This is a genomic window from Enterococcus pseudoavium NBRC 100491, assembly GCF_001544295.1.
Classification (GTDB): Bacteria; Bacillota; Bacilli; order Lactobacillales; family Enterococcaceae; genus Enterococcus_A; species Enterococcus_A pseudoavium.
In genome coordinates, this window is record NZ_BCQF01000001.1 from 81,445 (window position 1) to 100,190 (window position 18,746).

The 18,746-nt window shown below is 42.2% G+C and carries 15 protein-coding genes; 3 read left to right on the top strand and 12 right to left on the bottom strand.

What is annotated here, in order from left to right; genetic code table 11:
- Nucleotides 1-201: 201 nt before the first annotated feature.
- From EP1_RS00350 to EP1_RS00360, 3 genes are all read right to left on the bottom strand, one after another.
- On the bottom strand, nt 202-1,266 hold the full coding sequence (locus EP1_RS00350; RefSeq protein WP_067621702.1) for a D-alanine--D-alanine ligase: 1,065 nt from the start codon (nt 1,264-1,266) through the stop codon (nt 202-204).
- A gap of 100 nt (nt 1,267-1,366) precedes the next feature.
- Nucleotides 1,367-1,816 carry a YaiI/YqxD family protein gene (locus EP1_RS00355; protein WP_067621704.1) on the bottom strand — a complete coding sequence of 150 codons (450 nt, stop codon included), beginning with the start codon at nt 1,814-1,816 and terminating at the stop codon, nt 1,367-1,369.
- 172 nt (nt 1,817-1,988) lie between these two features.
- On the bottom strand, nt 1,989-2,888 hold the full coding sequence (locus EP1_RS00360) for a metallophosphoesterase (RefSeq protein WP_067621705.1): 900 nt from the start codon (nt 2,886-2,888) through the stop codon (nt 1,989-1,991).
- A gap of 133 nt (nt 2,889-3,021) precedes the next feature.
- On the opposite strand from EP1_RS00360, the gene EP1_RS00365 reads away from it, so the two are divergent.
- Complete coding sequence (locus EP1_RS00365) at nt 3,022-3,420, top strand: hypothetical protein (protein ID WP_067621706.1); 399 nt, start codon at nt 3,022-3,024, stop codon at nt 3,418-3,420.
- 34 nt (nt 3,421-3,454) lie between these two features.
- Entirely contained in the window at nt 3,455-4,000 is a 546-nt protein-coding gene (locus EP1_RS00370) for an LOG family protein (RefSeq protein WP_067621707.1), read from the top strand.
- A 33-nt stretch (nt 4,001-4,033) separates the two neighbouring features.
- On the opposite strand, the gene gshAB is transcribed toward EP1_RS00370, so the two are convergent.
- Nucleotides 4,034-6,295, bottom strand: coding sequence for a bifunctional glutamate--cysteine ligase GshA/glutathione synthetase GshB (gshAB, locus tag EP1_RS00375; RefSeq protein WP_067621708.1), 2,262 nt, complete (start codon nt 6,293-6,295; stop codon nt 4,034-4,036).
- Between the two features lie 197 nt (nt 6,296-6,492).
- Between gshAB and EP1_RS00380 the strand changes: the two genes are divergently transcribed.
- Nucleotides 6,493-6,669 carry a hypothetical protein gene (locus EP1_RS00380; RefSeq protein WP_245630567.1) on the top strand — a complete coding sequence of 59 codons (177 nt, stop codon included), beginning with the start codon at nt 6,493-6,495 and terminating at the stop codon, nt 6,667-6,669.
- A gap of 21 nt (nt 6,670-6,690) precedes the next feature.
- Here the strand turns inward: EP1_RS00380 and ftsY are convergent, their stop codons facing one another.
- The 8 genes from ftsY to EP1_RS00420 form a co-directional block, all read right to left on the bottom strand.
- A complete protein-coding gene (gene ftsY / locus EP1_RS00385) occupies nt 6,691-8,091 on the bottom strand; it encodes a signal recognition particle-docking protein FtsY (protein ID WP_067621710.1) in 1,401 nt (466 codons plus the stop codon).
- Nucleotides 8,092-8,105: 14 nt separating this feature from the next.
- Nucleotides 8,106-8,921 (bottom strand): Cof-type HAD-IIB family hydrolase, encoded by an 816-nt coding sequence (locus EP1_RS00390; RefSeq protein WP_067621711.1) that lies wholly within the window; start codon nt 8,919-8,921, stop codon nt 8,106-8,108.
- Nucleotides 8,918-12,511: a chromosome segregation protein SMC gene (smc, locus tag EP1_RS00395; RefSeq protein ID WP_067621712.1), complete on the bottom strand. Its 3,594-nt coding sequence runs from the start codon at nt 12,509-12,511 to the stop codon at nt 8,918-8,920. The genes EP1_RS00390 and smc overlap by 4 nt, the downstream gene beginning before the upstream one ends.
- A 35-nt stretch (nt 12,512-12,546) precedes the next feature.
- Nucleotides 12,547-13,242: a ribonuclease III gene (gene rnc, locus EP1_RS00400; RefSeq protein ID WP_067621713.1), complete on the bottom strand. Its 696-nt coding sequence runs from the start codon at nt 13,240-13,242 to the stop codon at nt 12,547-12,549.
- Between the two features lie 202 nt (nt 13,243-13,444).
- Nucleotides 13,445-13,690, bottom strand: coding sequence for an acyl carrier protein (acpP, locus tag EP1_RS00405; protein ID WP_067622023.1), 246 nt, complete (start codon nt 13,688-13,690; stop codon nt 13,445-13,447).
- Between the two features lie 116 nt (nt 13,691-13,806).
- Nucleotides 13,807-14,808, bottom strand: a complete 1,002-nt coding sequence (gene plsX, locus EP1_RS00410) for a phosphate acyltransferase PlsX (RefSeq protein ID WP_067621714.1) — start codon at nt 14,806-14,808, stop codon at nt 13,807-13,809.
- 101 nt (nt 14,809-14,909) lie between these two features.
- Nucleotides 14,910-16,943 (bottom strand): ATP-dependent DNA helicase RecG, encoded by a 2,034-nt coding sequence (recG, locus tag EP1_RS00415; RefSeq protein WP_067621715.1) that lies wholly within the window; start codon nt 16,941-16,943, stop codon nt 14,910-14,912.
- A gap of 97 nt (nt 16,944-17,040) precedes the next feature.
- On the bottom strand, nt 17,041-18,723 hold the full coding sequence (locus EP1_RS00420; RefSeq protein WP_067621716.1) for a DAK2 domain-containing protein: 1,683 nt from the start codon (nt 18,721-18,723) through the stop codon (nt 17,041-17,043).
- Nucleotides 18,724-18,746: the final 23 nt, after the last annotated feature.

The window sequence follows — 18,746 nt, forward strand, 5'->3', positions numbered from 1 at the left end:
TTTTTTGTTTCTGACTACTAGAAAAAAGCTTTATGTATTTACTTGTAACTTAAAAATAGCAATCAACTGCTCCTTTGTAACAACTATAAGACAGCTAAAAAGTTTCATTTAACGATTTCTTCGCATAGTTAAAAGGAACTTGAAACATAATTCGTGAAGACTTATGTTTCAAGCCCTGCCTATGCTAAAACAGCTGCTTGGTTATTCAAACGTCGCTTGTAATTCATGGCGTTTAAGACCCAATTGAATCAATTCTTCAATCAAATCACCATACTTCAAGCCCATATTTTCCCATAATAATGGGTACATACTGAACTCAGTAAAGCCAGGCATCGTATTTAACTCATTTAAGAATAATTCATTTTTATTGGTCAAAAAGAAGTCGCAACGGCTCAAGCCCGATCCGCCTAACATCGTGTAAGCTAATTTTGCATACTCCCGAGCTTTTTGCATCACTTCTTTCGGCACTTCTGCTGGAATCGCCATTTGAATCGTATTATCGATGTACTTAGCATTGTAATCATAGAAGGCTACTTCCTTCACGACTTCGCCAGGCAACGTTGTTCGAACGTCATCGTTGCCTAAAACGGCAACCTCAATTTCACGAGCATCGATTCCTTGTTCAACTAATGCCCGCGAATCATACCGATAGGCTTCTTTCAAGGCATTTTGTAGTTCTTCGCGATTCTCAGCGCGGCTAATTCCGACGCTAGAACCCATATTCGCTGGTTTGATAAACATTGGATACAACAAGGTTCCTTCACATTTATCAAAAACTTGTTTAGGGTTTTCTTTCCATTGATTCTTTAACACCGGTACATAAGGTACTTGTGGAATCCCAGCTGCCTGCAAGATATACTTCGTCATAATCTTGTCCATCGCACAAGCACTAGTCATCACGCCAGCCCCTACGTAAGGCATATCTAATGTTTCTAAAAAGCCTTGAATCGTTCCATCTTCACCATTTGGTCCGTGCAAGACTGGAAATACAATCGCATTTTCTTCCTTTATATCGCCAGCAGCGATGACTTTGCCGCTGAAACCTTCAACAACGTGTCCGGTTGGGTCCCAAGTCAACCGCAATGTCTCATCTGTTTCTGGTGCTTCCATTAATAATGGTCCTTTGACCCATTGGCCGGTTTTATCAATATAAACAAGCTGTACTTGATAATAGTCAAAATAAACCGCGGAAATAACTGAAAAAGCCGATAAAATTGCAACATCATGTTCCGGACTCTTTCCACCATAAAGTAAAATAATTTTCACCTGAGTATCCTCCATTACTTTCTGATCCCTAACATTTTAGCACAAAAATCAAAATCCCCAAAAAGAAATTTTACAAGTATTACAAAACTTATCATTTAGATTACGTTAAAGACTGTTGAATGAACCCTCCCAGCACTTCCTTAAAATGAGCACGATCTGCGTCGGTAAAAGGTTTTGGACCCTTGGTGCGCTGTTTTGCTTGCCGCATCTTATTTCCAATAAAGCGTTGTGTCAATAACGAGTCAATATTCATTACGGTATATTCCAGACCAGTCTGATGTAATACATGGGCCGCCTTTGCAAGTGTCAACGAAGCTAGGCCGTAATCTTGCGTAATCAAAATATCTTCTGGCTGAAGTACGGAAACAATTTTAAAGTCAGCTGAATCAGCCCCGCGATCGACATAAATAAACTCCACAAATGCTGGATATTCTTTTTTTGAATAATGATCAATGCTGGTAACGATCACAACGCTCAATCCATACTCTTTGGCAACCGCGATCGTCGTCTCTTTTACTGGCGAACCATCGCCATCAATCACTAAACGCATTTTCCATCGTCCTTCCAACTACTTATCAACTGCTATGTAATAATCCGATCAAAACTAAGTTTACCATATCCATCAACACCATAAGCTCAGCTAAATGCTGATTATTCACTAAAATGACCTTGTTGTAAAGGATCATTAAAAATTTTAATTGCCCGCATCGAAAAAACTGTGTCTAATAAGGAATCACCGTCAGAGCTTGGCGCAATTCTTCGGCTAAATGCACTTTTTTATACGCTGCAAAATCTGCTTGATGTTTATTCAATACGCTGCGCATCTTCATTGGGACAAAAACCTCAGCCAGCTGATTAGCTAAAACAAACTCCCGAGTGATCCCCCATTCATAATAATAGCCAACGGGACGGCAGCTATAAATCGTATCATGAATCCTTTGATCGGCAAAACGGCGATGAGTATGACCGAAGACTACTTGTTGAAGATTATCGTATTGATTCAACAATTCACCTAATGCCTGTGAACCTAAAAAAGCATTCAGTTTATTCCAAACTTGGTACTTGCCTTCCAAATGAACAATAAACTCCTCTTTGGGTACAAAGTGGGTCGCTAAAATGACTTGATAGTTCTTGTGAGCTAAATCATCTAGGACACTCCGTAATTGCTGTAAAAGAAATTGGTCAACCGTCTGATCATCAGAAAAACGCTCAATGATCCGATCATACCAATAAATATTTTTGATTGAACGAATTTTTTGCGGATCGTCCAACTCAGAAAAGCCGTAATCATACCAACCGTTGAAGCCTAACAAGACTGTTTGCCGATTCAGCGGTAGATACCGCAAATTTAAAAAATGACTATCTGGGTAATGTTCGATCATCTGCTCGCCTTTGATATTCCCCATTTCATGATTTCCTAGATTAAACGTCGTAGGTAAACCTCTTTGCCGGAAAAAATGATTGACTGCTAAGGTTTGTTCAATTTTATTGGCCGTATCGCCAGCAAAATGCAGGCGCGTTATCCCTTCTTCAGTCAATAATTCAAACAGTTGAGTTAATTCTTCAACACCAAAGTGATTAATATCTGCATGCAGATCTGTGACTACGGCTAATTTCCCCATCTCGCCGCCTCCTTCTTCCCGTTTACTTTACACAACTCGACGCAATAATGCGAGTTAAATGCTGAGTCAATAATTAGTTTTTTTTCGGTCTGTGCTATACTTAAATTAAAAGAATTTAAAGGGGTGGATCGTGATGGTCACGTATCAAAATCTACAAACCGATTTATTGCAAGCGCTTGATTTACACATCGATATCTTGAAAGAAGTCGATGATATTGAAAGGGAAGAATTGCCAGGTTTTTTATTTATGATGCGCAGTTTAGGATTTATGTTGGATCGAGCAGCGTTAGTCTTAGCCAGCGGGGATGACGAAGAAATGTATTATATGATGTTCCAGTACTACAGCCTGCTAACAGAACTAAAATTTAATTTAGCCATGAATTTCCCTCATGCTAAAATTCAAGGAGAACCACTCATTGAAACAGTCAATCAGTTTCCTGACAGCTATGGAAAAGAAATGAAAGCCTGGTGGGAAGCAAAAACGGGACTGATAGTGGAAGAAACAAAGCAGACGATTGAATTAAATGACTAAAATCAAACGCGCGGATGAACCAGGAGGCGATTGTATGCGAATTGCGGTATATTGTGGGGCTCACTTGGGAGGTGATCCAGCCTTTCAAGTAGCCGCAGTTGCACTCGGGCATTGGATTGTTGAACAGGATTATGAACTTGTTTATGGTGGTAGCAAGCTGGGCTTGATGGGAATCATCGCTGACAGTGTCTTAGACAAAGGCGGAACCGTAATTGGGGTCATGCCTGAATTTCTGCAAAATCGCGAGCGGATTCACCCAAGAATCTCCCAAATGATCACCGTCGCTGATATGACCGAACGAAAAAAGGCAATGCTGGCAGCCAGCGATGTTTGTTTAGCTTTACCTGGCGGTGTCGGGACACTGGAAGAAATCAGCGAGGCTTATTCTTGGGCCAGAATCGGGCAAAACGATCAACCGTGTATCTTTTTTAACGTTAATCATTATTACGACCCGTTGCAAAATTTTTTTGATCAAATGGTGGAACAGGCATTTTTATCAAAAGAAGACCGATCATTAGCACTATTTTCTGATTCATTAAGTGAAATCAAAAGCTTCATTCACGAATATTATAAAAAATAACCCCAGACTGTCCATCCAGCATGGGGTTATTTTTTATATAGTCATTTCAGGATATAAGAAGCGCAACACATCTAACGTCAAACGGCGACTTTTTCCGCTGTAAGGATAAATATGCATGTGCATCATTGGATTGAAGTTGGCTTCAATAATGCCGTAGTCGTCTTTTGATTCAGACGGTTTGTTTTTATCTGGGATGATCAAATCGATCCCACTGATCCGAGCCCCTAAGACATCTACCGCAGCGACCGCTATTTTTTTATAACTCTCATGCATCTCATCGGTTACATCGATTGAATCTCCACCAGTTGAGACATTCGAGTTTTCACGTAAGAAGACCTGTTGGCCCTTTTCCGGCACACTATCAATGTTCAAGCCTTGCTCTTTTAACATCAATTGTTCCAACTCACCTAATTGAATTTTTTCCAGCGGAGAACGATGATTCAGCCCCCGCAAAGGACTTTCATTTTTTTCAGCCACTAATTCTGCAATGGTTCTTTCACCGTCTCCGATCACATTGGCGGGAATCCGCAACAAGACCGCCTTCACTTTGTGATCAATTACGAAGAAACGGTATTCCGTTCCTGGCAGAAATTCTTCAATGATAATTTCAGCATCTTCTGCAAAGGCTAACGCCAATCCCGTATTGAAATCCGTGATAGACGTCTCGCCTTTAAAAATCGTAATCCCTAACCCGTAATTGGTTGATTTAGGCTTAATGACAAAAGCTTTTTGGGCAAAACGTGGATATGCCTTTTTAGCGGCCTCTAGCGAATTAAACGTCTCACCTTCCGGCACGCGAAAACCCGCTCGCTCCAGCATGATTTTAGTGACTGTCTTATTTTCCATCAACAGTGGAGCAATATAAGTATCTTTACTGGTCATATTGCCATTCTTAACTAATTCTTGATGCTCTTGATGTTGTAGCTTCACGAACTGATCTTGACGATCTAGCACTTCTGTTTCAATTCCCTTTTGCATCGCATCAAACAAAAGATTTTGTGTTGATAGTTCCATTTCACGGAAACCCGCCAATTGGTAAGGGCGTGCCCAAGCTTGATCATAGAATTTCCGGCCCAATTCAGTAGCCACAGCAGCTTGCCCCTCAGCTTCGTCCAAAGCCAGAATTCTGGCAGCCAATGTTTCTTCCGGATGTTCTAACCACGCCTGATATTTTTTTACTCGTTCGGCACCGTCTAATTCTAATTCATTGATCATTTCCAACATTTCAGTAAAGATCCGTTGGCCTTCAGCTTCATAAGCTGTTGCTTTAGCCGGATGTTCCAATGAGACGGCATCACTGATTCGATTCCCCTCAGCTACCCATTCATCCGCGGATAATTTTTCCTCTGCCCATAATAAATAGAGCATAAATAAATGAATAAACTCAATCTCATCAGCATCGATTCCTACCCGATCAAACGGATTCAAATCGATATTCCGTAATTCTACATAACGAATACCTGTATGGAAAAGATCAGCAACTTTTTTCCCACCCCGCAAACGAATCGGTGCATAAAACTCTTTTTCCTCTGATAAACGGCCTTGAGCGACATTTTCTGCCAAATCTTCACTGTAACGGGCTAAACTTTCATAAGAAACTTGGACATCTGCTTTATTGACATAGCCGTAATGGCTCGTTCGAATACTGCGAACTGGCTCATTCGGACGATCTTCCTCATCAAAATAACGCGCTTCGCTTAGTGGGCTGGCACCAAATAAATAAGTCAACAACCAGCGATAGCGTAGAAAATTACGAGCAATCTTCATGTATAGACGCGTTTTAAAGTTTTCTAGTGAAGCTTCTTCGTCTTGGGCTAAGAACAATTGGTTAACCAAATCTAAACCATATTCAAAATTGAAATGAATCCCGCTCACCATTTGCTTCCGTTTGCCATATTCTCTGGCTAAATAGCGGCGATATAAAACATCTGCATGACTTTCTAGCTTAGCAATTTGAATATCTTCCTCTTTTTCAGGCAATGCTGGCGGCATGGAAAACGGCCACATCATTTCATCTTTAGCCATACTCCGCTGTGCCACATCATGGATTGCTTCTAAGTAGGCCAATACTTCTTCGACTGACTCAGTCACAGGTGTGATTAATTCTAATTGTGATTCAGAAAAATCTGTTTGGATATAAGGATGAAAACTGCGATTGCCCACATTGGCCGGATGATCAGTCCGCACCAAATCACCAGCCAAGGTTACTCGCTGGCTCTCCTTTTCAATCCCATAACGTGCTTGTAACAAGAAGGGTTTGACCTTTTCTTGTATCATCATTTTTTTTGTATTCATTGTTCATAGCCTCCCACGCTACATTATATAGAAGAACCTCCAGAAACAGAACGGAAATGCTTAAAAAAAAGTATAGCATTTAAGATTAAAATATGATTAAATAATAATAACAATAAATTAATTGTGCGGAGATTCACTTGATGCTTTTATTCAAAGAAATGGAGGTCGCATCTATGAAAGAGAAAGAGTCGTTAGTTATGAATGAAACGTCGCATCTGTGCCATAAGGACGAAGAAACATTGACTATGTTACGCCCCCATCGTCAGCACCAATTCCATTGCGATACCCATCAGCTGATGGATGCCAATACCCGACAAAATAAAGTCAGTTTGCATGTTCCACCTTATTTTCAAAATACACAAAAGAACTGTTGAGAAAACTCAACAGTTCTTTATTTACACTTCTTTCAATAATCCTTTAAACAGGCCAACCGCAAAATCATTTGGATCAAAGACTTCCAAATCGTCAATACCTTCACCTAGACCTACTAATTTCACCGGCAGATGCAGTTCATTTCGAATTGCTAACACAATCCCCCCTTTTGCGGTACCATCCAGCTTCGTCAAAACTAAACCAGTAACATCCGTCGTTTCTTTAAACTGACGCGCTTGGACTAACGCATTCTGGCCCGTTGTTGCATCCACGACTAGTAAAACTTCATGGGGGGCCGTTGGAAACTCGCGCTGAATCACACGTTTGATTTTTTCCAGCTCATTCATCAAATTCACTTTATTTTGTAAACGTCCAGCCGTATCAATCAGCAAGATATCATAGTTTTCTTTTTTCGCCTTATCGACCGCATCGAAGACCACTGCTGCTGGATCCCCACCGGCATTGCCGCGGACAACTTCAACTCCCGAACGTTCGCCCCAAACGACCAACTGATCAATGGCACCCGCTCGGAAAGTATCCGCCGCAGCCAGCAAGACTTTCTTACCTTCATTCTTGTATTGCTTCGCAAGCTTGCCGATACTCGTGGTCTTCCCTGTACCGTTAACGCCAACAAATAAGATGACACTTAAACCATCTGGTTGCAAGTTAATCTTATTGATCTCATTGATCCCTTCTGCTTCATAAATATCGACTAGTTTTTCAATAATGATATTTTGAATCTGAGCAGGCTTCTTGGCATTTTTCAATTTAACTTCCTGCCGTAGCGAATCCGTCAATTTAATCGCGGTATCAAAACCAACATCGGCACCAATTAGGGTTTCTTCTAATTCTTCGAAAAAGTCTTCATCTACGCGGCGGAAACGAGCAAATAACTCATTCATTCGTTCCCCGAAAGATTTACGGGTTTTTTCCAACCCTTTATCATATTTTTCTTGAACTGTTTCGGTCGCAATTGACTCTGACGCTTCGGCAAGCTCCTCTACTTCAGGTTCGGCCAAAGGCTCAGATGCTGCCACTTCTACTTCAACCGCTTCAAGCTCCGGAGTCTCTTCTTCAAGCACTTCGATTGTTTCCGGTTCGGTTGTTTCATCCGTGATTTGCTCTTCCGACGACTCCACTGTTTGCTCGGCGGTCTCCTGCATCTCAGGAGAAAGATCCGTCAGAGCCACATCCTCAGCATTTCGCTTATCATTTTCTTCATCTGCCGGTTCATTTGTGGCTTCTTCCACTGAATTTATCGCGGTATCAACACTGCTGGTTTCAATGCTAGTTGACTCATGAAGCTCATTATCAGCTGCCACTTCAGTTGGGGCTTCCGTCTCTTCCGGTACATCCACTTTCTTTTCAGGTTCTTCAGTTGGCTCACCTGTGAAAGCTTTTTTTATTCGATCAAATAATCCCATTTAAACTCCCCCTTCTATTGCAATTCATCGAAAATAATTTTTTGAATGGCATGGGCAACCCCATCGGCTTGATTCGTTTTCGTTACGAAGTTCGCCGCTGACTTCACTCCCTCAGTCGCATTTTCCATCGCTACGCCCATTCCAGCATAATTGATCATGGATAGATCATTCGCTTCATCTCCTAAAGCCATCATCTCATTGGCTTCAATCCCTAGATGTTCACCTAAAACGGACAAACCGAAAGCCTTCGTTACACCCTTTGGCATAAATTCCAATAAATTAGGTCGGGTTTTAAAGATTTCATAACGCTCAGTTTCCTCAACCGGAATCAATTGCATCTTTTGATCGAGGTATTCAACATCAATCGCTGAGACCACTTTATTATACAAAGCGTCTACTTCTAATGTTTCTATCGTTTTAGGAACAAAGGTCAAGGCTTTATTCATCGTCGGGTAGATTGAGGGGTGCTCCGGTGCCGTTTCAAGTTGGAAACACAAAGCGTCTGATAAGACATCCATCGGTAAGGCTAATTTTGTCAACAGTTGATAAATGTGTTGGACATCCGTAAGTTCCATCGCTGTTTTACCTAAGATCTCACCGGTATTGGTCTGGATCAAGCCCCCGTTAAAGGTAATTGAATAATCATCCGCGTTCAATAAATCTAATTCTGCCAAGTAATCCTTAATGGCAATCAGCGGGCGGCCTGTACAGATGACGACCTTTATCCCTCGAGCCTTAGCCTGGGCTAGGATTTCTTTGTTTTTATCAGAGATCGTCTTGGCATCGGTCAATAAGGTACCATCTAAATCAATTGCGATCATTTTTATCATTTTAGCGGTTCTCCTTCTCCTGTTGGAAATTTTCCATCTTCTTTGACTTCTTCCAAACGCACCGAAATAATTTTCGAAACGCCGGACTCTTGCATCGTTACGCCATAAAGTACATCGGCTGCCTCCATCGTACCTTTACGATGGGTGACAACGATAAATTGCGTATCATTTTGAAAAGCACTTAAATAGCGACCAAAACGGATGACATTGGCATCATCCAATGCCGCCTCCACTTCATCCAAGACACAAAATGGAACTGGGCGAACTTGAATGATCGAGAACAATAAGGCGATTGCCGTCAATGCTCGTTCACCACCGGAAAGCAACGATAAACTTTGCAGCTTTTTACCTGGCGGTTGCGCTTCAATTTCAATTCCTGTGTTCAACAAGTCCGTTGGATCGGTCAAAACTAATTCTGCTCGACCGCCCCCAAACATATTGGGAAAAACGAGCTTGAACTTTTCGCGAATCGCTTGGAACGTCGTATAAAAACGAGTTTTCACTTCGTCATCCATCTCGTCCATCGTTTCAAAGAGCTGCTCTTTAGCGGACAGCAAATCATCTCGTTGAGTCGTCAGGAAATCGTAACGTTCTTCGACTTGCTGATATTGTTCGATAGCATTTAAGTTGACTGGGCCTAATTTTTCAATCGCTTGTTTCAAGCGGCTGACTTCTTTTTGGGCAGCTTGCTGGTCAATCTCAGGATCAGCTTGGTCCGCAGCACCTTCAAAGGTTAAACTATATTCTTCTTGCAAATAGGTCAACGCACTATCCAATTTTAATTCGTAACGATTTTTTTGAACATCCGCTTGAGACTGACGCGCCAACAAACTTTTTTGTTCACGATTGGCTTCGGTCAACGCATTATCCGCTTGATCCACTTGCTGCTGCAAGCTCTGGCGCGTTTCTTTCCAAATCGTTAACTGTTCCTGCAGGTGTTCTTTGGCAGTCGCTAACTCCGTCAAGCGCTGATTCAAGCTTTCTTCTGATTCCTCATGACCAGAAGAATCACTAGATAACGCCAATAGTTGGTTTTCTAGACTAGCGATCTGCAGGGTTAATTCCTTGAGCTGTTCTTCGAAACCTAACGCTTGTCGTTCTAAGTAAAGCAAGCGTTCATCCAATACAGCGTAATCTGCCTGCAAACGGCTCAAGTCGGTATTAATGCTGGCACGGCGTTCTTCCAACAAATCACTTTCCGCATTCAGCTGCTGAATTTCTTGATTGATTTGATCTTGCCGTTCTTTCAATGTAACTTGCTGATTTTCCAAGGCGATCTTTTGCGTTTGATACTCTGTCAAAAAACTTTCTAATTCTTTGGCTTCATAAGAAAACAGCGTTTGTTCTTTTTGTAAACGAGCCAAATCATTCGCAACTCGTTCTTCAACGCTTTGCACTTCTTGATAGGCCAAGCGCGTTTGCTCGCCTTGAGTTCTTAATTCTTCTAGTGCTTCCGTCTGTTCTGCTACTTGCGTCTGCAGTTGATGAACCACTTGTTCTTTTGCTTGCAGCGCTTGATTGATCTCTTCGTAGCGCTTAGTCCATTCGGCTAATTCACGTCCTTGATTAAAGAGATTCCCGCGATTTCCTTGCTTGGTGGCACCACCGGTCATCGAACCGCCGGCATTCATCACATCACCCGCTAAAGAAACGACTCGAACTTGATAGCGCAGCTGACGGGCCAAATGATTGGCACTGTCCAAATCACGAGCGATCACGATTGCTCCTAATAAATTTTGCATCACTGGTGTAACCTTTTCAGAAAAAGCGACTAGCTCACTAGCAACACCTAAAAAACCGTCCTCATCTTTGATTGCTTGATAATGCAAAGCACTTAAACTACGGGGTTTAATCGTCGTTAGCGGCAAGAAAGTCCCACGACCACTGCGCTGTTGTTTTAAAAACGTGATTCCTTGACGCGCATCCTTTTCCGTTTCAACAATGATGTGTTGCGCCGCTGCCCCTAAGGCTGTTTCAATCGCCAAGGCATATTCAGCTGGTACTTCGATCAATTCGGCCACCGCACCAACAATGCCACTTAGCTGATCTTTATGCTGTAAGACACTACGGACTCCTTGATAAAAACCACTGTAGTTTTCTTGGATCTCTTGTAAACTCTTTTGACGTGCCCGAGCCTGCTGAACTTGGCTCATTAAGTCATACATCAGTTGCTGCTCTTTTTGGAATTGTTCTTGAGCCGTATTTTTTTCTGCAGTCAAACGGCGATAATTTTCTTGCTCTTCCGCTAAACGTGCCGCTAATGCTTGCGTCTTTGCTTGGGTTGCCGTTTTTTCCTCTGTCAATTTCGTCAATTGCTGCTGCAAGTCCTCAAACTTAGTGAGACTTTGCTGATTTTTAGTCGTTTCTTGGGTATACTGTCGTTCTAAATACTTCAAGTCGTTACTGACATTGGCGGACTCCTGCATTAACTCGACATACGTCCCGCGTAAATCTTCCAACAATTCTTTCGGCGATTTTTGATATTTTTCTGCTTCGGCTTGCAACTGCTGGATTTTCGCTGCTAAGGCTGCTTTCTCCGCTTGTTTTTCCTTTTGCTGAGTTTGAACATCCTGCAAGTTTAATTCAGCCTCTGTTTTTTTCTTCTGCTGCTCGTTTAAGGCTACCCGATACTCGGTACTAGTTTTTTGGGTATTTTTTGAGCGTTCACTTAATAATTCCTTTTGACCCTCTGTCTGCTTTAACGCTTCAACTAAATGTAGCAGTTGTTGTTGCCCGGTTTCCAACTGTTCATCAAGTGATCCACGTTTTTCCCGCAGCCGACCTAATTGTTTTTCCGTTTGTTGGATAAAACGATTTTTTTCTTCGGCTGTTTTTGCTAGCTCCTCATAGTCCGTTTTAGAGGCTTGCCAAACTTCCCGCGTTTGTTTGATTTTTGCTACTGTCAAACTAACATCGGTAGCGGTTAATTCTTTTTTTAGCGCTAAAAACTCCTTGGCCGCTTCACTTTGGGCAGCTAAAGGAGTCAGCTGATCTTCTAATTCATAAACGATGTCTTGGACCCGACTTAGATTATCCTCGGTCTCGAAGAGTTTCTGCTCGGCCTTCCGTTTGCGCTGTTTATATTTCAAAACACCTGCGGCTTCTTCAAAAATCCCTCGACGGTCTTCTGGTTTACTGGCAAAGATCGCTTCAACTTTCCCTTGAGAAATAATCGAAAAAGATTCTTTGCCTAAGCCTGAATCCATAAATAACTCTTGAATATCTTTCAAACGGCAAGCCTTTTTATTGATAAAAAAGTCACTTTCTCCCGTCCGCCGATAACGTCGGGTCACGCTGACTTCACTAAAAGCCAAGGGCAAGTAGTGATCCGTGTTATCTAATACCACCGTTACTTCCGCAATATTTAATTGTTTACGGGAATCCGAGCCGGCAAAAATAATATCCGGCATCTTCCCCCCACGTAAACTTTTGGCAGATTGTTCGCCTAAAACCCAGCGAATCGCTTCGGTGATGTTGCTTTTTCCACTACCATTTGGTCCAATAACCGCTGTTACTCCTTGCTCAAATTCGATTTTTGTTCGATCAGCAAAGGATTTAAAACCGGCGATTTCAATACGTTTTAAATACAAAATGTTCCTCCTAAAAATTCCTCAGGAAATCACTGCTACTTAGCAGCAAGTTTAGCCAATGCTTTTTCCGCCGCATCTTGTTCCGCTAATTTCTTCGATTTACCTTGTCCCGAGCCAATCAAGCGCTCATCGGCATAGACATCAATCGTAAAAATGCGTTCATGGGCTGGACCTTCTTCATTAACTAAGCGATAATCAATCGACACATCGCCGCTTTTTTGTAAGACTTCTTGCAAACGGGTCTTATGATCCATTTCTCGGGTGAAGTCCCCCGCTTCGATTTTCGGAAAAATGACCGCTTTAATAAAGCCCAGTGCCGCATCATAGCCCTGATCCAAATATAGCGCTCCTAAAAACGCTTCGAATAAGTCACACAACAAAGCTGCCCGACCGCGGCCGCCCGAGTTTTCTTCTCCTTTACCAAGTAAAATGTAGCGATCAAAATGACATTCCTTCGCAAATTTTGACAGACTTTCTTCCCGCACAATCGCTGAACGCAGACGGGTCAAGCGTCCTTCTGGTAAATGTGGATAATGATGATACAAATAGTCCGATACTTGAATTTCTAAGACCGCGTCCCCTAAAAATTCTAACCGTTCATTGTCTGAAATATTCATATTACGGTGTTCATTCACATATGATGAGTGGGTAAACGCCTGTTCCAATAAGTTCACATCGTGAAAAACGATGTCGTAGTTTTCTTTTAATTCATTGATCAACTGTGTATCCATGGGCTCATTCCTTTTTTTGAGATTTCCATCACGCTTTATTATACTGTTTTTTCCTTGAATTTTAAATCAGAAGTGATGATAGTAAGAAATTTTCAAGAAGTTCTACTCGTTTTAACCCCTTTCAGCAAAAGTAATTAGGATTCACCCTGAAAACTTTAAGCTTAAAAAAAGTATGCCAGCGATTGCTAGCATACTTTTCATGTTAAGCTTGATTGTTTTCCATAATGTAATCAACTGCAGCTCCAACTGTTTCAATTCTTTCTGCATCTTCATCAGAAATTTCTGTTCCGAATTCATCTTCCAATTCTAAAACAAATTCCATGATACTGATTGAGTCTGCATTCAAGTCGTCTTTGATACTCAATTCAAGAGTTACTTTGTCTTTATCAATTTCAAAGTGATTTGAAATGATTTCAGTAACTTTATTAAATACTTCTTCACGAGTCAACAACATTCACCTCCACTTAATCAACTACTATTCGGCTATCTTTTACCAGAAGGTCACAGTTCATTTTACTGATGTTTATCTGCTTTGTCCACCTTTTTTGGCAAATTAACTAGCGCTTACTCGCCTTTGGGCGTTTCGAAAAATTCGACTAATTGGCCGACAACATTCGTTTCCAACATCGTGTGGATTTGGTCAATCGTATTGGCTACTGCTTCTGGCCCAGTCGAACCGTGCGTTTTGATAACAGGGGCTTTTAGGCCAAATAACACCGCACCTCCATGGGCAGAATAATCTAATTTATCCTTCAAGCCATATAACGTATCTTTTAGCATCGCAGCACCTAGTTTACCTTTGATACCGGCCTCATTGATACTGCCTTTAAGCAGACTCATCAAGCCCATCGCTGTTCCTTCAATCGTTTTTAACACAGCATTTCCTGTGAACCCATCCGTCACAACCACATCAGCAACACCATTCAATAATTCACGTGCTTCCACGTTACCAATGAAATGGATACTTTCTTCCGCTTGTAACAATTTGAAAGCTTCTTTGGTTAATTCGCTCCCTTTGGTTTCTTCGGTCCCATTATTTAACAGACCTACCCGCGGATTAGTAAGCCCCCGGACGTGTTTAGCATAGAACGAGCCCAAAATCGCATATTGATGCAGATGTTCGGCCTTATTTTCTGCATTGGCCCCCAGATCCAACATGTCAAACCCAGCATCACCAGCCAATACAGGAAGTGTCGACATCAAGCCAGGCCGTTCGATTCCTTTGATTCGACCGACTACAAATAAGCCGGCTGCTAATAAAGCGCCCGTATTCCCAGCTGAAAAGATCGCATCCGCTTTGCCTTCCTTAACTGCCTGGGCCGCTAAGACCATTGAAGCATTCTTTTTACGGCGAATTGCTTTAACTGGTTCATCATCGCTATTGATTTTCTCATCGGTATGAATAATCGTAATATTTTTTTCATTAGTGAGATATTGGCGAATCGCATCTTCTTTCCCATATAATTGGAATTCAATCTCTGGGTGTTTTTTTTGCGCTAACATGACGCCTTCGACAATTGCTTGCGGCGCGAAATCGCCGCCCATTGCGTCTACAGCAATTTTCATGAAAAATTCTCTCCTTTATTCTTAACTACACCTTCTGCTAATTAGAGGATTGAATACTCCTCACTAATTAAGCTGGCTGTTTTTCCCTACAGTATAGCATATTAATCAAAGTAGGTTTCTCCGGTTTCGGTAGGTTTTAATGTTTCGGCTAATGGGGCAAACGCCGGCTGCTGACGCCAGTCTGGGATTTGCCAAATTCGATTTGCCTCATCCCGAGCCACCTCTAAGACATTGGCATCATTGACCAGATCAGCGATTAGAAATTGCGGCAAACCCGACTGACGGAAACCAAAGACTTCTCCCGGCCCACGTAATTCTAAATCTTTTTCACTCAAAACAAAGCCATTATTGGTTTCCGTCATGATTTTCATTCGTTCTTTACCTAACTCATTTTTAGGACTAGCAACTAAAATACAATAAGAAGCATCCGAGCCGCGTCCCACCCGGCCCCGTAACTGATGGAGCTGTGCCAGACCAAAACGATCGGCATCCATAATAAACATCACTGTCGCATTCGGTACGTTGACACCCACTTCAATGACGGTAGTCGAGACTAAGATCTGACTTTGGTTTTCTTTAAAAGTTTCCATGATCGTCTCTTTTTCAGCATTTTTCATTTTCCCATGCAAGAGACTGACTTGATAATCAGGCGCATAGTATTCCTTCAAATGCTCATAGATTTCTGTCGCATTTTTTACGTCCAATGCTTCAGATTCTTCAATCAAGGGGCAAATCACGTAAAGTTGATGCCCTGCTTGCAATTCTTGTTTGGCCCAATCTAACGTATGCTCCAATTGCTTCGGTTTAATCCAACTAGTTTTGACCGGAATCCGGCCAGCCGGCATCTGATCAATAATCGACACATCCATCTCACCATATGCCGTGATCGCTAACGTTCGCGGAATCGGTGTTGCCGTCATAAATAAGACATCGGGATGCAAGCCTTTTTCTCGTAGCACTCTGCGCTGATTAACGCCAAAGCGATGCTGCTCATCGGTGATGACTAAACCAAGATTGGCGAACTGCACGTCGTCTTGAATCAATGCATGAGTCCCGATCACTACATCGATTTCACCATTTTGTAAACCGGCTAAGATTGCTCGGCGTTCCTTCGTTTTCGTCGATCCGGTCAATAACGCCGTCGTCAATTCTAATGGATCAAATAATTGATTCAAACTTTCTAAATGCTGTTGCGCCAAAATCTCCGTCGGCACCATCAACGCCCCTTGAAATCCGGCCGTCATTGTCGCGTATAAAGCGATCGCTGCAACTACCGTCTTTCCGCTCCCAACGTCTCCTTGCAATAGACGCTGCATATGTTTCTTACTCCGCAAATCATAACAGATCTCATTAGTCACACGTTTTTGCGCATCCGTTAACTCAAAGGGCAATTTTTTCGTGAACTGTTTTAAGCGCTCCACATCATAACGGACGGCCAATCCATTTTTCTCACTACGTTCGCTTTTTTTTAAGCCTTGCATTCGCATTTGGAATAGGAAAAACTCTTCAAAAACTACTCGCCGCTTCGCCTGCTGGTTCTCCGCCGGGTCTTTAGGAAAATGCATCGCCCGCATCGCCTGTTTGCGAGGCATTAACCGATATTTTTCCAATAGATAAGCCGGTAGATTTTCTTGGACTTGATCACCAAATTTCTCAAAAGCCACTTTGATCAAATCGACTAGGGTGCTTTGCCGAATCGCCTTCGTTACATGATAGATTGGGGCGTATTCTTCCGTCTGTTTTCCCCCTAAGATCTTCATTCCAGTCAGCGCTTTCCGCTTGGCATCCCATTTCCCATAAACTGCCAATTCCTCGCCGACTTCGATCTTATCCTTTAAATAAGGCTGGTTAAAAAAGGAGACCATGAAGACTGCATGATCTTGCATCATTCGAAACTGCAGCCGGCTTTTTTTATAACCAAAGCGGCTGACTACGGGAGCTGAGACGATCACACCCTTTAAAGTGACCTTTTCCTGATCATTGATTTCCAATAGATTTTTTTCTTGGATATCCTCATAACGAAACGGATAATAACCTAATAAATTCTCAATCGTCACGATTCCTAACTCCGTTAAAGTTTGGGCCCGCTTCGGTCCAACTCCCGGCAGTACTGTGACAGAATCTTGAATCGTCATACTTACCCTCCCTTCTTTTAACCTACGGATTTGTTTAGCTAAACAGCAAAAGGAGCGTGCCAGATACTCTTGGCCCACTCCCTCCGACTTTTACTAATTATTCTGCTGAAAGCAAGTATGGATAAACTGGTTGTTTACCATCGTGGATCTCAACTTCCAGATCCGGATAGCTTGCTTCGATCGCTTCACTTAATTTTTCAGCTTCTGCTTGCGTACCTTCTTCACCAATAATGATCGTGATGATCTCAATGTCTTCACTAATCATTTTAGTCAATGTATCGAAAGCTGCTTGATACTTGTCTGCTTCAGAAAGAACGATTTTACCATCGATCATTCCTAAATAGTCACCTTCATGGATCTCAACCCCATCGATTGCTGTATCGCGAATCGCATTGGTAATTTGACCACTGACAACTGAATCCAGCATTTCTGTCATGGCTTGCTTGTTTTCTTCTAAACTTTGATCACCATTGAAAGCCAACATCGCTGTCATCCCTTGCGAAACTGTTTTGCTTGGCACAACTGCGACAGGAATATCAGCGACTTCTGCCGCTTGATCAGCTGCCATAAAGATATTTTTATTGTTTGGTAAGATCACGACTTGATCGGCATTGACTTCTTCAATTGCCTTTAGAATATCTTCTGTACTTGGGTTCATCGTTTGACCACCACTGATCACAAAATCAGCACCCAAGCTCTTGAATAATTCTTGTACGCCTTCACCAGCTGCAATCGCAATCACTGCAAAAGGTTTGCGTTCAGCCGGCATTGCTTCAAAAGCTGCTACTTCTTCGTCGTGCTCTAAGATTGTTTCATGTTGCAAGCGCATATTATCAACTTTTACTTTGATCAATGCACCAAATTTTTGACCATAGTTCATCACTTCACCGGGATGTTCCGTGTGGACATGAACTTTAACGATTTCATCGTCATTAACGACCAATAATGAATCGCCGATGCCATCTAAATAATTACGGAAGGCATCATAGTCAAATTTGCTGTCAACGGTTGGCCCTTCGCCTAGGCGCACCATGATTTCGGTACAGTAACCGAACTTGATGTCTTCAGTCGCCAATTGACCTTGAATGCTACGATGATGTTCCGCATTGACCATCTCGTCCATTTCAGCGGGACTTGGTTCATAGGTTTCATCCGCTTGGAATTCACCGTTCAATGCACTTAAAAAGCCTTCATAAATGAACAACAGTCCTTGACCGCCACTGTCGACCACGCCAACTTCTTTCAAGACTGGCAACATGTCAGGCGTTTTATCCAATGCTTTTTTACCATATTTCACAACGGCAGTCATGACTTCAATCACGTCATCAGTTTGTTTGGCTTTACGTTCACCTGCTTTAGCAGATTCGCGGGCTACAGTTAAAATTGTTCCTTCGACTGGTTTCATCACCGCTTTATAGGCTGTTTCCACCCCATGAACGAAAGCTTGTGCTAATTCTTCAGCATTTAATGTATCGACATCTAAGATTGCTTTAGAAAAGCCCCGGAATAATTGCGACAAGATAACGCCAGAATTGCCCCGCGCTCCCATCAATAGTCCCTTTGCTAATACGTTGGCTAATTCCCCAACTTTTTCTGAAGCAGAATTAACGACCGCGGTCGCACCGCTAGTCATTGATAGATTCATATTGGTTCCAGTATCGCCATCCGGCACTGGAAATACATTTAATGAATTGACATATTCTGCATTGACTTGCAGACGTTTAGCGCCAGCCTCAACCATTTCTTGGAATTGACTCGCGCTGATTTCTGTTACCTTCACTTACTTAGTCCTCCTTAAGAACG

Excerpts from the sequence above, each read along its gene's own strand:
- ftsY (WP_067621710.1), bottom strand. The coding sequence starts at position 8,091 with ATGGGATTATTTGATCGAATAAAAAAAGCTTTCACAGGTGAGCCAACT.
- EP1_RS00360 (WP_067621705.1), bottom strand. The coding sequence starts at position 2,888 with ATGGGGAAATTAGCCGTAGTCACAGATCTGCATGCAGATATTAATCAC.
- rnc (WP_067621713.1), bottom strand. The coding sequence starts at position 13,242 with ATGGATACACAGTTGATCAATGAATTAAAAGAAAACTACGACATCGTT.
- gshAB (WP_067621708.1), bottom strand. The coding sequence starts at position 6,295 with ATGAATACAAAAAAAATGATGATACAAGAAAAGGTCAAACCCTTCTTG.
- EP1_RS00355 (WP_067621704.1), bottom strand. The coding sequence starts at position 1,816 with ATGCGTTTAGTGATTGATGGCGATGGTTCGCCAGTAAAAGAGACGACG.
- plsX (WP_067621714.1), bottom strand. The coding sequence starts at position 14,808 with ATGAAAATTGCTGTAGACGCAATGGGCGGCGATTTCGCGCCGCAAGCA.
- recG (WP_067621715.1), bottom strand. The coding sequence starts at position 16,943 with ATGACGATTCAAGATTCTGTCACAGTACTGCCGGGAGTTGGACCGAAG.
- EP1_RS00390 (WP_067621711.1), bottom strand. The coding sequence starts at position 8,921 with ATGATAAAAATGATCGCAATTGATTTAGATGGTACCTTATTGACCGAT.
- EP1_RS00370 (WP_067621707.1), top strand. The coding sequence starts at position 3,455 with ATGCGAATTGCGGTATATTGTGGGGCTCACTTGGGAGGTGATCCAGCC.
- EP1_RS00380 (WP_245630567.1), top strand. The coding sequence starts at position 6,493 with ATGAATGAAACGTCGCATCTGTGCCATAAGGACGAAGAAACATTGACT.
- EP1_RS00365 (WP_067621706.1), top strand. The coding sequence starts at position 3,022 with ATGGTCACGTATCAAAATCTACAAACCGATTTATTGCAAGCGCTTGAT.